Here is a 15,072-nt window from a genome sequence, read left to right as displayed (position 1 = left end):
GCCGAACGGCTACAGATACTTTTTATTTATGGTCCGGAAGCGGGAATGGATTGAATTCTTTCAAAGGTAAGGCTATAATACACTTTGAAAACCCATCAACTTCATAAGAATCACCGGGGTGCTGGAATCGGCCGGCTGAGATTGTATCCCTTCAAGATACTGACCCTTAAACCTGATCTGGGTAATGCCAGCGTAGGAAACAATTTGTCATGGCTACAGCCATGCCCATCTTGCGCCTTAAGCGTCCCGAATGCGGGGCGCTTTTTTGTTGAATGATAGAATTACTGAAGATTTTATCGTTCATTTCTCAGACACGGATCAACGATTCTGCCGCCAAATGAAGGGGAGAAACCTGGTAAGGAGAGAGAAAAGCAATGAAAACAAAGAAAATCGGGCTGCTTCTGCTGACCCTGCTGCTCATTCTGGTAGCAGGCTGCGGCAGCAAGGCCACCGAAAACGGCGCGGGTAAAACCTCTGGTGAAACATCCTCCGCTGTAGGCGAAAATGAACCCGAAAAGCTGAAGGATGTAAAGGTCGTTCTTGATTGGACGCCAAATACGAATCATACGGGGCTATATGTCGCCAAAGAAAAAGGATATTACGCAGAAGAAGGACTGAATGTCGAAATCATGCAGCCTGGTGCCGGCGGGTCGGATGCCATGGTGGCATCGGGCAAGGTTCCGTTCGGCGTCAGCATCCAGGAGAATGTAACCCAGGGGCGGACGCAAGGTGTGCCGCTGGTATCGATTGCGGCGGTTATCCAGCATAACACCTCCGGTTTTGCCGCACCGGTTGACCGTAACATCAAAAAGCCGAAGGATTTTGAAGGCAAAACCTATGGCGGATGGGGATCGCCTGTCGAGCAGGCTGTAATCAGTTCGATCATGGAAAACGACAAGGCGGATGCAAACAAGGTCAAATTCGTCAATATGGGCGAAGCCGATTACTTTACGGCGGTAAAACGCGACATCGATTTCGCTTGGATCTTTTACGCTTGGACCGGGATTGAAGCAGAGCTTCGCAACGAGCCGCTTGATATGATGTATGTCAAAGACTTCTCGGATAAGCTGGATTACTATACGCCGGTCATCGTGACAAATGAGAAGCAGATTCAGGAGGACCCTGAGCTGGTCAAAGCCTTTATGCGCGCCACTTCCAAAGGTTACGAATATGCGATCAAAAATCCGGAGGATGCGGCTAATATTTTGCTCAAAGCCGTACCTGAACTCGACAAAGATCTCGTTATCGCCAGCCAAAAATGGCTTAGCCCGAAATACCAGGACGACGCAGCGCGTTGGGGCGAACAGAAAGAGCAGGTTTGGAAAGGATATTCCGATTGGATGTACGAGCATAAGCTGCTCGATAAACCGCTTGATGTCGATAAGGCTTTTACCAATGACTTTTTGCCGTAAAGCGCTCGCTATCCCAAACGTTTCAGCAGCAATCATACTATAAGAAAAGGAAGTGATCAGGTATGGCACATACCCTGCTTAGCATTCAGGTAATTCCCAAAACTCCAAACAACGAGGATTCCATTCCTTATGTGGACCGTGCGATCGAGGTCATTCAGCAATCCGGCGTAAAATATGAGGTACATCCGCTTGAAACGACAATGGAAGGTGAACTGGAGGAGCTGCTTGACGTTGTGCGCCGCATGCATACGGCGCTGGTCGAAGCCGGCAGCCCAAGCATCATCTCCCAGATCAAAATCGCCCATAATCCCAGCGGCATCAGCATGGAGCGGCTAACGGAGAAATACCGTCCATGAAACGCTGGTGGAGTCATGTTTGGCCGCCCTTCGTGGCGGTCCTCTTCTTTTTGATCGCCTGGCAGCTGTGTACTTCGCTTTTTGATATCGAAAAATGGATCCTTCCTTCCCCTGCGGATATCGCAAAACAAACGGCAGAGGGAGCCGGCGGTTTATGGGGGCATGTCTTGGCTACGGTCAAGCTGACCTTGGAAGGTTTTGTGATCGGAACGTCTGTCGGTCTATTGATCGCACTAATCCTGCATATGATCCCTTTTCTCAAGTCGGCCCTCTACCCGCTGCTGATCCTCAGCCAAAACATCCCTACGATTGCGCTGGCGCCGCTTCTGATGATCTGGTTCGGTTTCGGCCTGCTGCCCAAGCTGATCGTGATCACGCTCGTCTGCTTTTTCCCTGTTGCCGTCGCAACGATGGGCGGGCTTAAGCAGACCGACCGGATGATGCTGAACTATATGCGGATGATCGGGGCAAACAAACGCCAGATATTTACCAAGCTGGAGCTGCCGCATGCGCTGCCTTCGATCTTTTCGGGGATTAAAATTGCGGCTACCTACAGCGTTATGGGGGCGGTCATCGCGGAATGGATCGGGGCTGAAAAGGGGATCGGCTATTATATGATGCTGCAAAAGGCCGGATACCGCACCGACCGTATGTTTGTCGCCATTATGATCATTGTCGCACTGAGCCTAATGATGTTTGGATTGATCGCTTTGCTGGAAAAATGGCTTGTACGCTGGAAGCCAAAGCAAGAAAGTTAGTGCCGGCACAAAGAAAGGAGCTGTAACCTATGTCAAAAACAGAAGAAATGCGGTCGTCCGCCCAAGTGGAAACAGCCCAAGCGGAGCCTCCGCTCGCCCTTGAAGCCACTGGTGTCAGTAAAGCATTTCGCGGTAAACGTGACAATCTGCAGGTGCTCAACAATGTGACGCTCACCGTCCGCAAAGGGGAATTCGTCTCTATTATCGGTCCTTCCGGCAGCGGAAAAAGCACGCTGTTTCACATCATCGGCGGCCTGGTCAAACCCGACGCGGGAACGGTGCGCATGAACGGCACGGACGTAACCGGACAGCAGGGGCATATCAGCTATATGCCCCAGCAGCCTGCGCTTTTCCCTTGGCGGACGATTGAGGATAATGTTCTGCTCTCACAAGAGATACAGGGCAGCGTCGACCAAGCGGCCCGGGAAAATGCCCGCTATTGGCTTGACAAGGTCGGTTTGGGCGGTTTCGAAAAGGCCCATCCGCATACTCTATCGGGCGGCATGCAGCAGCGGGCGGCTTTCCTGCGCGCCCTGCTCAGCCCGCAAGAGCTGATGTGCCTTGATGAACCGTTCAGCGCGCTTGATGCGCTGACACGCAGCGACATGCAGCGCTGGCTATTGAATATTTGGGAGGAAAGCCGGCGATCGGTGCTTTTTATTACCCATAACATTGAAGAAGCGCTGCTGCTCTCCAACCGCATTTATGTGTTCTCAGGGCGCCCGGCTTCGGTGCTGCAGGTGGTGGATGTACCGTTTCCGCGGCCGCGCAGCGAGGAGATCATCGAGCATCCGGAATTCATCAAGCTAAGACGCGAGCTATCCGGCTGGATGCGTGAGGAGCAGCTGAAAATGCAGAAGGTTCTAAAAGGATGACTCAGTGGTTAATTGAATGATTTAAGGTTCGTCCCAATGGAATCAAACTTGCCGGATCAGATTGATGGTGGAGTCATCAGGTGCTTAACAAACGCGGATTTACGCTGTGTTTCCTGGAATAATTCGGGCCGCTCCTGGGGATAGTTTTGTACGAGGTGAAAACTATGAAAACCCGAATCCGAGCATTGCTGCTGTGTTTGTGCATGTTTCTGGCCATAGCGGCGGACTTCGCCGCCGCAGCCGGGGAAGAGCCAAAAGAACCTAAACTGCTGCTGTACCAGGACATGGTATTGGAGTTCCTGCTTCCCGATATCCAGAACGCAGTCAATAACTATTATCAGAACCTGCTGTCCGCTAACCCGCTCGTATACCCGTACCAAATCGACATTATTCAGGCCAAAAGAGTCAACGGCGGGCCAGGGGACCGCGGTTTTCACTTCTCCATTACGCTGGAGACCACCCCTGTCCTGGGATCCCATATCGCCGTCGGAAAAGATAGGATGACCTTCGAAATATCCCCCCTTTTTCCCGACAAAGTGAAACTCATCGCCTTCAGGCATCTTCAATCTTATGAGCTGCCTCCCAATCTGGAGGAACTGCTTAAAGGCGCCGGCGAAACAGCAGGCGATACAAGATATCGTAATCTGCCCAAATAATTTTGCGGACTGATTGAAATGAAAATACTAATATCTAAACTTCACAGTTCAGGAGGTGCTTCCATGAACCAGATTGAGGGAAAAGCTTGGTCAGGCCGGGCCCATCCCGAAAATGAGTCTACTCCGGCATATCATGCTGAACTGGCGCCGCTGGTGGATGCGCATATCCATCTGGATTCTTATGATGAAACCCGGCAGCATGAAATACTGTCCGGGCTACAAAATGCAAATGTCGAGGGACTCATCGCCGTTTCCATGCATCTGGATTCCTCCCGAAACAATTTGCGGCTGGCTCGCGAGTATCCGCAGCTTGTCCATCCCGCTTTCGGGTTCCATCCGGAGCAGGCCATCCCCAGCGGGGGCGAGATCGAGGAACTTTTTGCCTGGATGAAGCGGCATACGGGCGAAATGATCGCCGTAGGCGAGGTCGGTTTACCCTATTACACGCGCACAGAAGCGGTAAAAACCGGTCGGTCATTCGATTCCCTTCCTTATGAGGAACTGCTCGAACGGTTTATTGCTTTTGCCAGGGAGGAAGACAAACCGATCGTGCTGCATGCCGTATATGAAGATGCGGATACAGCCTGCCGTCTGCTCGCCAAATATAATGTCCGCCGCGCCCATTTCCACTGGTTTAAGGGGTCGCCGGAGACCGTACGGTATATGGCGAAACAGGGTTACTTCATTTCCTTCACACCCGACATTGTGTATGAAGAAGAAACCCGTGAGCTGGCAAGAAGGTATCCACCTGATCTCGTCATGTCGGAAACCGACGGCCCCTGGCCGTTTGAAGGGCCATTCGCCGGGCAGACGACCCACCCGCGCATGACAGCCGATGTGGCTGCCGCCTGGGGAATGATCCGAGGCTTGTCCCTGCCGGAAGCACGCCGCCAGCTGCTTGGCAATGCCAAACGTTTTTATGGAATATAACATATGACAGAACCAACATCCGTCAATGAACTCATTTATTTTCGCATAAATCCTTTGTCTTCAAAAAAAACCTTCATGTGCAGCCGGATCGGCTCAGCCAGCCTGTCAGCCATCACATGCGACCATGGTGTATCCTTTTTGCCGCCGGTACGTTCAAGCAGGTAAGCCTGCATGACATCGTCATACGCCTTGACCGCCTCAACGCTTTGCACCTTGGCGTATCCGTTCAGATGCAGCACCGACTCGAGCGGCAGGCGGGGACGCTGTCCAGGCTCCTGATCCGCAACGCCGACGCACATGCCAAACACCGGATATACCAATTCAGGCAGGCCAAGAAGCTTGGACACTTCGGCGATACGGTTGCGGACGCCCCCGATATATACGATGCCAAGGCCCAGTGATTCCGCGGCAATCGCGGCATTCTGGGCCGCCAAAGCGGCATCCACCGTCGCCACGATAAAATTCTCCGTCGTATCCGCATAAGACGCGCGCCCCTGCAGCGGCTCAGCCGTTACCTGCTGCAAACGATATAAATCCGCGCACCAGACGAGAAATACCGGGCACTCCCGCACATAAGCCTGATTCCCGGCGAGTTCGGCCAACTCCTTTTTTAGTTCAGGTTCCGTAACCGCAATAACGCTGTACGCCTGAACGTTGCTTGACGTTGACGCCATTTGCGCCGCAGAGATGATCGCCTGCAGCTGCTCATCGGTTACCGGCGTATTTTTATATTTTCGGATGGAACGGTGGTTCATCAGTAGAGACAACGTATCATTCATCTGAAAATCTCCTCCTTGTTCCTGCTGTAAACACGCTCTCGGGTGCGCTTTCGAGTAAGAGATATGAATTTTATAAGCCATATCTTCCCCAAGTATATCTTCCCTTACACCGGGATGTATAGAGTATAAGCTTTGAATACGGTCCAAGCCGTTGACGCATCAAAGCTTTAAATTTACACCAACTAAATATCCGATAAGTTTTCTCCATTTATAAGGCCCCGAAGTCTCGAGATGATTCAGCATCCATTCGGCTACATGTTCATAAGCCACATCGGGCTCTTGAAGGCGACTGAAAACCTGGCCAGCCAGTTCAACTTGCGGGAGCTCCCAAAAAGCTTAGCACCAGTCATGCTATTTTGATAAGAACCCGCTTTATTGTGGGGTCTAACTTAATAATAAGAAAAACGTCTATCGACGTACTTTCACAGAAGACAGACCGCTTTTAGCGGTAGTTTTTCTTGCGATATCAGGATGCGTTTTCCCCGAATTTATACTTTCTGATATCTTCAAAAAGACCATTTTAGGCCTGTGAAATGGCTTTAAATGGTCTTTTCGTTTTTTCTGCCGCATCATACTCGACTTCTAATCAACGACTGCAAAACTCTAACGGACACAGCAGCCGCTATTAAGGTCAATTTCGAACATTATGATTTCTAACGGACACAGACGCAGCTATTTTGTGAAAAAAGCCTCTTTTAGTCTTGTTTTGGGGCAATTAAGCGCCGTGGTGTCCGTTAGTTTTTGAAAGCCGCCGCTTTTAGCGAATTAGGCTCCATGGTGTCCGTTAGAGATAGTATCATTAGGCCCTATTCGGCGAGTCCAAACACTCGAAGGTTTTGCAAAAATCCAAAAGAGACTTCCAGGAATCAATTTTATCGTTCAAATCCCCTTTTCTATTCATTATGAGATTGATTCAGAGCAAATGGTTTAGTTCGTCTATATTGTTCCCGAGAGCAGAATCGAACTTTGCAAAATCCTGAAATAAGCGGGTTACTTTATAGTGCGTACTTAACATCAGTTAACGGTCGATATAAAATCAAGTCAATCTAATAAAACTGAAAGGGAGACACAGAAATGAGAACGGACCAATTATACAATATTGAAAGAAAAGCCTTGAGCAAAAACCGAAATTTTTGCTCAAGGCTTTTTCGTTAGTCCGATCTTTACGGCTTCACCCGCTGCAGACGCAGCGCATTCAGCACAACCGACACCGAGCTGAAAGCCATAGCGGCGCCGGCCAGCCATGGGGCGAGACAACCTGCGGCGGCAATCGGAATGCCGACCGTGTTATACGCCAGCGCCCAGAACAAATTCTGCTTGATGTTGCCCATCGTGCGGCGGCTCATCAGAATCGCATCGGCAATCGCGTTCAGATCGCCGCGCATCAGCGTCACGTCGGCAGCTTCCATGGCGACATCCGTGCCGGTGCCGATCGCCATGCCGATGTCGGCTGTCGCCAGCGCCGGCGCGTCGTTGATGCCGTCGCCGACCATGGCGATCCGCTTGCCCGTCTGCTGCAGCTTCCGCACTTCCTCAGCTTTGCCCTCTGGCAGCACCTCGGCCAAAACATGGTGAATACCAGCCTGGGAGGCAATGGCCTTCGCCGTCCGTTCATTGTCCCCGGTAATCATGATCACTTCGATCCCCATGTCCTGCAGGCGGGAAACGGCTTCCCGCGACGTCTCTTTGATCGTATCCGCAACGGCCACCATGCCGGCATATTTGCCGTCTATGGCGACCAGCATGGCGGTTTTGCCGGCGTCTTCAAGCTGTCGCATGGCAGGCAGGGCCGCCTCGACCGGAATGCTCCGCTCCGCCATCAGCTTGCGGGTGCCGACCAGCACCGCCCGGCCGTCCACCCTTGCCGAAACTCCGTATCCCGGCAAATTGTCGAAGTCCTTCGCCTCCGGCAGCGGCAGCGCTTTGCTGCGGTCGCGGGCTCCGGCGACGATCGCTTCCGCGAGCGGATGCTCGGACTGGCGTTCGACGGCGGCCGTCATCCGCAGCAGCGACTGCTCCGTCATCAGCGGCGCGGGGATGACGTCTGTCAGCACAGGCTTGCCGCTCGTAACCGTGCCGGTCTTGTCCAGCACGACGACCTCTATGGCCTGCGCCGACTCCAGATGCTCCCCGCCCTTGAACAGGATGCCGAACTCGGCGGCCCGGCCGGATCCGGCCATAATGGAAGTCGGCGTAGCAAGCCCGAGCGCGCAAGGGCATGCAATGACAAGCACGGCGATGGCTTTTTCAAGCGCCGGGGCGAACTGTCCCGGTTCCACGCCGAAATACCAAATCAGAAACGTCACGACAGCGATCCCGACGACGATCGGAACGAAAATACCGGAGATGACGTCGGCAATGCGCTGAATTGGCGCCTTCGATCCCTGTGCTTCCTCGACCACCTTGATGATTTGCGCCAGCGCGGTTTCCCCGCCCACCTTGGTGGCCTGAATGCGCAGCATACCGTTCTTATTCAAGGTGGCCCCGGCAACAATGTCGCCCTCTCGCTTGTCAACGGGAATGCTTTCTCCCGTCAGCATAGACTCGTCCACGGAAGAAACTCCCTCAAGCACCTTGCCGTCGACCGGGATTTTTTCGCCCGGCTTGACGATGACGCTGTCGCCCACTACTACATCCTCCACCGGAATGCTGGCCTCCCGGCCGTCCCTGACGACCAGCGCGGTTTTCGCCTGAAGTCCCATCAGGCTTTTGATCGCTTCCGAAGAACGGCCTTTGGCCAAAGCCTCAAACCATTTGCCAACCAGGATCAGCGTAATCAATATGCTGCTGGTTTCGTAATACATTTCTACCGGATGATGCGAACCGGGCCCGGCCGTTTGAATCGTCAGATACAAGCTGTAAAAATACGCGGCGGACGTCCCAAGAGCGACCAGCACGTCCATGTTGGCGCTTTTGTTGCGCAGCGCTTTATAGGCTCCGACATAAAACTGCCAGCCGATCAGAAACTGAACCGGCGTCGCCGCCACCAGCTGGAACCACGGATTCATAAACAACGACGGCACCGGAATCCAGGAAGTGAAAGAGAAATGCCCCACCATCGCCCATAGCAGCGGGAAGGACAAAATTGCGGCCATCATCCACTTGAAACGCTTATGGTTAATCTCCTGCCGGCGCAGCTCGGCACTGTCCTTCGCTGCCCGCTTCGGCATAGCCTTATAGCCAAGCTGCTCGACCTTTTTCATCATATCTTGAACGGTAACCGCACCTGCCGTGTATTCCACTTGAGCTGTTTCCAGCGCCAAATTCACGTTGGCCCGGGAAACGCCGGGCATGCGGCTTAAGCCTTTTTCGATCCGCGCAGAACAGGCCGCACAGGTCATGCCGGTAATTTCAAAATCCATCGTTTCCTTTATCGTTCCATAACCGAGCGACTCGATCTTCTCTTCGAGCTTGCGCAAGTCGGCCTTCTTGGGATCATGCATCACGGTTGCCTGCTCCAATGCCAGATTGACATTCGCGCGGCTGACGCCGTCCATGCGGCTTAAGCCTTTTTCGATCCGCGAGGCGCAGGCCGCACAAGTCATACCAGTAATCTGCAGCGTCGTCTGTTGCTCATGCTCCCGGTTTTCCGCATTACGTTCCATGACCCTTGTCTCCTTTCCGGGAATATACCCTTGCGGGGTATATGATAAATGCTAAAATTCCCCCACAAAGTGAAGTCTTGCTTCAATGCTTATTCCCAATACTTTGCGGGGACCCCAAATAACTTATAAACCTCCTATAAATGCAAAAAAGGGCAGCGACTTCGGACCACAAAAGGGCCCGGGGCTGCCCGGCAATCGTTACGGGATACGTTTCAGCCGATCACCTTAGGAATCAAGCTTAGACTACATCGTAGCCTTGGTCTTCGATGGCTGCTTTAATGGCGTCGAGGCTTACTTTGCTTTCGTCATATTCCACAGTAACCTTATTCCCAGGCAGATCCACCTTGCCGGCGGCACCCGCTTCTTTCACGGCACCTTCAACAGCTCTTACACAATGGTCGCAAGACATTCCTTGAACATTCAGCGTTATGCTTTTCATCTTATATTCCTCCTTTAAGGTTTCAATCCCTGCCTCATGGCATGATTATTTCATCAATTTCTTAACCGTAACCAGCACTTCGTCAATCACGGCGTGATCCCCGGATTCAATCCGTTCCACCACGCAGCTTCTCATATGATTCTCCAGCAGCAGCTTGCCGACGCCGTTCAGAGCAGCCTGGATGGCTGCGATCTGATTCAAGACATCATCGCAATACGTATCCCGCTCTATCAATCCCTTGACGCCGCGGATTTGGCCTTCGATGCGGTTCAGGCGGGTAATGAGATTGTTCTTCGTTCGCTGCGAATGGTGGCTGCGCCGCTCCCCGCCTTCCGTGCCCTTTTCCTGAATTACCGGCTCCTGGTTGGTCTCAGCGATCATTCAATCCACTCCTCCTTGATCGAAGCTTTTATCCACATTATACTATACCCCCTCTATGTATACAAGAAACAAAAAACACTATTATGCTTGTTCACCTACTTAAATACCCTACTTGAAGGATTTCCGAATGATTAAGTCGAATCTCTTATCTTATTATTTCGATTCTCTCCGCTAAACGCTAAATTTAAAACGAAAAACAGCTTCCGGCTTTTAATAAAGATGGCAAAATCCACACTTTTTTTCAGCAACCATTTTCCCATATCATATACTACGTGCGTGTTTCGGCTTCAGAACACATCATGAACGGACAGGGAGTAGATTCCATGTTAAAAAAACACCTGTTTGCGAAGTCCTGGGTTGCGAAAAACATGAACGCCCTTTTATTTTGCGTGCTTGGCATCTTCCTGTTCTGGCTCAGTATCAGACATTTTTCCTTCGCATATACAACCAAGCAGTGGGCGCTTCTCGGATCCATGTTCTGCGCTTCGCTAATTTTGTATTTCTATACATTTCGGATTCCTCCGGACGGCAATAAACAATCCATGGACTCCGCGGTATACTTGGCCACCCTGTTTATGTTCGGGACCCCTGCGGCCCATGCGCTTCTGCTCTTCAGCTCGATTTTGTCCGCTGTCATCGAACGGAAGTTATCGTGGTGGAAGCATTTAACCAATTTTTCCGTATACGCAACCATGATTTTTGGCGCAGGCACCGTATTCTCAGGGTTGGGCGGCGAGCTCGGCGATCTTAAAAATGGCAGTTTATTGTCCTATATAGGGGCGCTGGTTACTTATTTTGTCCTGAATGTTTTATGTCTCGGCATTTACTACTACATGGCTGACCGGAGCAATTTTTACCGGCTGCCGAAGGGTCTGCTCCGGGAATCGGGGCTTGTCTACCTGTGCATTCTGATTCTGTCGCTTGTTCTGACGATTCTGATTAAAAACAACGGGATTACCGGGCTTGTCTTATTTCTCGGCATCAGCATTTTCCTTTCCCATCTGTTTAAAAAGCTGTTCGACATGTACCTTCAACTTCAGGAGCGCGCCATTCGCGATGAGCGAACCGGACTTTTCAATCACAGCTATTTCGAAATCCTTCTCGAACAGGAAATCCGCTTTGCCGCAAACGCAAGCACACCTTTGTCTCTAGCCATGATCGACATCGACGACTTCAAGCGTTATAACGATCACTTCGGCCATTTGGAGGGCGATAAGCTGCTCGGTCTGCTTGGTTCGATTTTCAAGGAAGAGGCCGAACAAGCCGGCGTAACGGCATCCCGTTATGGCGGGGAGGAATTTACACTGCTCATGCCGGGTTATACGGAGGAGGAAGCGCTTGTTTTCGTAGACCGGCTGCGCAAAAAAGTGAATGACACCCCATTTGCCGGAGTGGAAATTTTGCCGCATGCCTGTCTTTCCTTTTCGGCCGGCATTTCCGGTTATCATATCGACATTCACGACAAATCTGTACTGGTGCTGCATGCGGACCAGGCGCTTTACGATGCGAAAAAACAAGGCAAAAACATTGCTTTTATATACGGAAGTTCCGTGCAGCCGGAACAGGAAATCGAAATCGCCCAGGATGTGCGGGATATCGAACAGCTGCTGAAGCTTTTTCTGTACAAGGACATCAACACTTTTAAGCACTCCAAGCGCGTATTCCGCTATGCCATGGATATGAGCATCCTGCTGGATCTGGACGCGATGACGCGCAAACAATTCGTCCTGGGGGCCCTGATCCACGATATCGGCAAGCTGGAAATCCCCTGGGAAATCCTGAACAAAAAGGACAAGCTGACCTCTGCGGAATGGGAAAAGGTCAAAAAACATGTCAATTGGGGCAAAGAGATGGCGATGACCCATGACAAATTCAAGGAGCTCGCCCCTTATATCGAGCTGCATCATGAGCGGTTCGACGGCGCCGGCTACCCCCACGGCTATAAAGGAGCTGAAATCCCGCAGCTGTGCCGGATGCTTACCATCATCGATTCATTTGACGCCATGACCTCCGAGCGCCCCTACCAAGCTACCAAGTCGGTTCAAGAGGCGCTTGAGGAACTCCGCCGCTGCTCCGGAACCCAATTTGATCCCGACCTGACCGGACTGTTCATCGCGTACATTGAAGGAAAAAACGGGAGCTCGCCCGCTTCCTTAACTCCGCCCCTGACCGGCTCTTAAGCAAACAAAAAAGGACTGCCCCATTGTCATTGCTATGACATGGACAGTCCTTGCTCAATTATAGAGGTTGTTCAAAAAGTCCGCTTTTGATCACGATGTAAATCAAGAAGTAACTCGGCATCGAATCTTGAATTCACCCGGGACTTCCGGTACTCACGTACCTATAACGTACGCTCCGCTCCTCAGTCCCTAGCTTCATCCAACCTTCTCGGTGCTGAAAACCGACCTTTTTGAACACGCACTTATAAGGTTAGAGTAAGATCTTTTTTTACAAAAAGCGTTATTTGTTTTCGTTCATTTCATGCGAGGTTTGATGAAGTTCTTTGATCATTTGCTGCAGAAACTTGCTTTGCTGACGACTGATTCCTTGCTGGTTATCCCTAATAAGCAATTGTTGAATATGCTTTTTCAGCATTTCACTGCGACGTTCCAATACAGCTTGACTCATAAAATTAAATCACTCCTGGTTTGATTTTCGCCCTTGCCGGGAATTCACTTTATCATTATAAAGCGTTTTGAAAGATAATGAAAACATGCAGAAAACGCCTCAAACTCCCTTGATCGAGCTGAGGATGCAGAAATGGCGCTGAACGATACCAGCCGAATTATAGCTCCGTATTTCTCTGCCATACCCTTAAAATCATTAAAACAACATCCATTATTCCCCTACATACCCTTATAGCGGATTGTCGAAATTCTCTAAAGCTGCTCTCTTTTGCATGAATAGCCCACACGGGCCATTTTTTTTCGGGGATGCGAACTATAAAATAATTCTGGGCTCAGACAATACCGTACAACTGCTGAGAAGCGGCTTCATTCAAGAGATTTAGCCTATGTTACCCATGAGGCTTTCCGAAGGAAGGTCTAAAAACAATCAGGGACGTTTGCAAATTCAAATTGTTGGATATTCATTTTTGCAAAGCTCTATATAGAAGGTGATGGATTGAACAAAAAATTGCGACTTTGGCCGGCCGCGCTCATGATGATGGTTATCCTTCTCCTGCTGAATCCGGGTTTTGCTGCGGCTCATGCCTACATCGTCGAATCCGTTCCGGCCGCAAATGAGCAGCTGACCGAGCCGCCGGACAAAGTGATGATTCACTTTAACGAACCTCTGCAGAAGGCTTTCCACGCGATCAAAGTGACGGACTCATCCGGCAAAACGGTAAATTCGGGGGAAAGCCGGTTCCCAGACGGGGAAACCTTCATTCTTGAAGCCCCCTTGCAGCCTGATCTTCCGAAAGGGGTTTTTGCCGTTCAATGGAAAGCCGTATCGGCGGATGGCCATCCGATTGAAGGCACTTATTCGTTTCAGGTCGGGGCTGGCAGCGGCGCCGCTGATACCCGCTCCGAAACCGTCGTCTCCTCAGGCATGCCTGGGGCCGATCTGGTTATCATCCGCTGGTTGATCTATACGAGCCTGGCCTTTCTGGCGGGCATCTATTTCTTCCAGTTGTTTTTGCTCCCGGCGGGTGCAGGCATCCGTCCGGACTGGTCACCGAGAAGCAGGAAACTGATGTGGGGCTGCATCGCCGTTTTTGCGGCGAGCTTCCTGCTGAGTCTTCCGCTGCAGACCGGGATCGACGCAGGCGTTGGCTGGAGCGGCGTATGGTCAGAACCCTCGCTGCTGCTCAAAATGCTCCGGATCACCAGTTTTGGCGAAGTTTGGCTGGTCCAGCTTCTGCTGCTGCTTATCATTGCAGCCTTGGCAATATACGCGCCAAAAATCAAAGACAAAGACAATGCATATATCGCCGGCACGATCGCCTTTCTGCTTGTCTTGACCATGCTGCTCGCGAAGTCGTTTATCGGCCATCCAGCCGCTTCCGAGTCCAAAGTCATCGGCATTGCCATGGACTTTCTCCACCTTGGAGCCGCATCGCTTTGGCTTGGCAGCCTGCTCGCTTTCGCCGTGCTGCTGCCCAAAGAGTCGACTTTGCCGAAAGCATCGGAGGAACGCAAACAAAGTTATTTTGCCGTCATCCGCAGATTCGGCTTATGGGGAAGCCTGTTCGTCGGCTTGATTCTGATCAGCGGCATTTACGGCAGCCTGCAAAATGTGCCGACCTGGTATTCGCTGTTCCACACGCCATACGGTCAAGTGCTGCTGGCCAAATGCGTGCTTATGCTGCTCATGCTGGCACTCGCCGGCTGGAATATGCTGAGCGGAAGAAGGGAAAAGCGCAAGCTGGGAGCCGGTGTATGGCTTGAGCTTGCTGCCGGCATAGTCGTTCTGGCGCTTGCGGCTGTCCTAACCAATATGCCGACCGCCATGTCATCACCCGGCCCGCTTCATGTCGAGCGGACGCTTGAGAACCAAAACGTGATATCGCTGCAAATTACCCCGAATGTAACAGGCGTAAACGACTTTAAAGTTCAGGTGCATGACAGTAAAGGGCAGCCGGTTGAGGGGATCCAACAAATCAAGCTCACCTTGACCCATCTGGACATGGACATGGGCAAATACGAGATCGTCATGCCGGGAGGCAAAGCCGAAGGTTATACAGCCCAAGATTTGATCAGCATGGCGGGGAAATGGAATGTCCATGTGCATGTGCTGACCGCCAAACTTGACGCCTGGGACACCGATATCATCATTTATGTCGGTAATCATTAACGCCATAAACTTTAAATTTTATTAAAAAATTTATGTTTTATCATCTAACGCTGACACTACTGCATCCAAAATGATTCTATCTTA

13 protein-coding genes and 1 riboswitch are annotated in these 15,072 nt (G+C 51.3%); of the genes, 8 read left to right on the top strand and 5 right to left on the bottom strand.

Annotated elements, in window-relative coordinates:
• Positions 1-104 precede the first annotated feature (104 nt).
• Positions 105-216: riboswitch (TPP riboswitch) on the top strand.
• 158 nt (positions 217-374) lie between these two features.
• The 6 genes from L6442_RS02455 (at position 375) to L6442_RS02430 (ending at position 4,987) form a co-directional block, all read left to right on the top strand.
• On the top strand, positions 375-1,412 hold the full coding sequence (locus L6442_RS02455) for an ABC transporter substrate-binding protein (RefSeq protein WP_212978320.1): 1,038 nt from the start codon (positions 375-377) through the stop codon (positions 1,410-1,412).
• A 62-nt stretch (positions 1,413-1,474) separates the two neighbouring features.
• Complete coding sequence (locus L6442_RS02450) at positions 1,475-1,768, top strand: thiamine-binding protein (RefSeq protein WP_194235454.1); 294 nt, start codon at positions 1,475-1,477, stop codon at positions 1,766-1,768.
• On the top strand, positions 1,765-2,526 hold the full coding sequence (locus L6442_RS02445; RefSeq protein ID WP_212978321.1) for an ABC transporter permease: 762 nt from the start codon (positions 1,765-1,767) through the stop codon (positions 2,524-2,526). The genes L6442_RS02450 and L6442_RS02445 overlap by 4 nt, the downstream gene beginning before the upstream one ends.
• Positions 2,527-2,573: 47 nt before the next feature.
• Positions 2,574-3,401, top strand: a complete 828-nt coding sequence (locus tag L6442_RS02440) for an ABC transporter ATP-binding protein (protein WP_237100352.1) — start codon at positions 2,574-2,576, stop codon at positions 3,399-3,401.
• A 164-nt stretch (positions 3,402-3,565) separates the two neighbouring features.
• Complete coding sequence (locus tag L6442_RS02435; protein ID WP_212978323.1) at positions 3,566-4,057, top strand: DUF3888 domain-containing protein; 492 nt, start codon at positions 3,566-3,568, stop codon at positions 4,055-4,057.
• Positions 4,058-4,120: 63 nt separating this feature from the next.
• A complete protein-coding gene (locus L6442_RS02430; RefSeq protein ID WP_212978324.1) occupies positions 4,121-4,987 on the top strand; it encodes a TatD family hydrolase in 867 nt (288 codons plus the stop codon).
• A gap of 35 nt (positions 4,988-5,022) precedes the next feature.
• On the opposite strand, the gene nfsA is transcribed toward L6442_RS02430, so the two are convergent.
• The 4 genes from nfsA to L6442_RS02410 all read right to left on the bottom strand — a co-directional run bounded on the left by nfsA (position 5,023) and on the right by L6442_RS02410 (position 10,191).
• A complete protein-coding gene (gene nfsA / locus L6442_RS02425; protein WP_212978325.1) occupies positions 5,023-5,766 on the bottom strand; it encodes an oxygen-insensitive NADPH nitroreductase in 744 nt (247 codons plus the stop codon).
• A 1,163-nt stretch (positions 5,767-6,929) separates the two neighbouring features.
• Positions 6,930-9,371 (bottom strand): heavy metal translocating P-type ATPase, encoded by a 2,442-nt coding sequence (locus tag L6442_RS02420; RefSeq protein WP_212978326.1) that lies wholly within the window; start codon positions 9,369-9,371, stop codon positions 6,930-6,932.
• 238 nt (positions 9,372-9,609) lie between these two features.
• Complete coding sequence (locus L6442_RS02415) at positions 9,610-9,810, bottom strand: copper ion binding protein (protein WP_194235447.1); 201 nt, start codon at positions 9,808-9,810, stop codon at positions 9,610-9,612.
• A gap of 45 nt (positions 9,811-9,855) precedes the next feature.
• The gene (locus tag L6442_RS02410; RefSeq protein WP_194235446.1) at positions 9,856-10,191 is read right to left on the bottom strand and encodes a metal-sensitive transcriptional regulator; all 336 of its coding nucleotides are present in this window, start codon (positions 10,189-10,191) and stop codon (positions 9,856-9,858) included.
• A gap of 323 nt (positions 10,192-10,514) precedes the next feature.
• Here L6442_RS02410 and L6442_RS02405 point away from each other — a divergent pair, with 323 nt between their 5' ends.
• Entirely contained in the window at positions 10,515-12,371 is a 1,857-nt protein-coding gene (locus L6442_RS02405) for a bifunctional diguanylate cyclase/phosphohydrolase (protein ID WP_212978327.1), read from the top strand.
• A gap of 280 nt (positions 12,372-12,651) precedes the next feature.
• On the opposite strand, the gene L6442_RS02400 is transcribed toward L6442_RS02405, so the two are convergent.
• Positions 12,652-12,819 carry a hypothetical protein gene (locus tag L6442_RS02400; protein WP_194235444.1) on the bottom strand — a complete coding sequence of 56 codons (168 nt, stop codon included), beginning with the start codon at positions 12,817-12,819 and terminating at the stop codon, positions 12,652-12,654.
• Between the two features lie 495 nt (positions 12,820-13,314).
• Here L6442_RS02400 and L6442_RS02395 point away from each other — a divergent pair, with 495 nt between their 5' ends.
• Positions 13,315-14,988: a copper resistance protein CopC gene (locus tag L6442_RS02395; RefSeq protein ID WP_212978328.1), complete on the top strand. Its 1,674-nt coding sequence runs from the start codon at positions 13,315-13,317 to the stop codon at positions 14,986-14,988.
• The last annotated feature ends 84 nt before the right edge of the window (positions 14,989-15,072 follow it).

The sequence above is a fragment of the Paenibacillus azoreducens genome, from assembly GCF_021654775.1.
Taxonomy (GTDB): Bacteria; Bacillota; Bacilli; order Paenibacillales; family Paenibacillaceae; genus Paenibacillus_AQ; species Paenibacillus_AQ azoreducens.
This window is presented reverse-complemented; position numbering and strand designations above follow the sequence as displayed.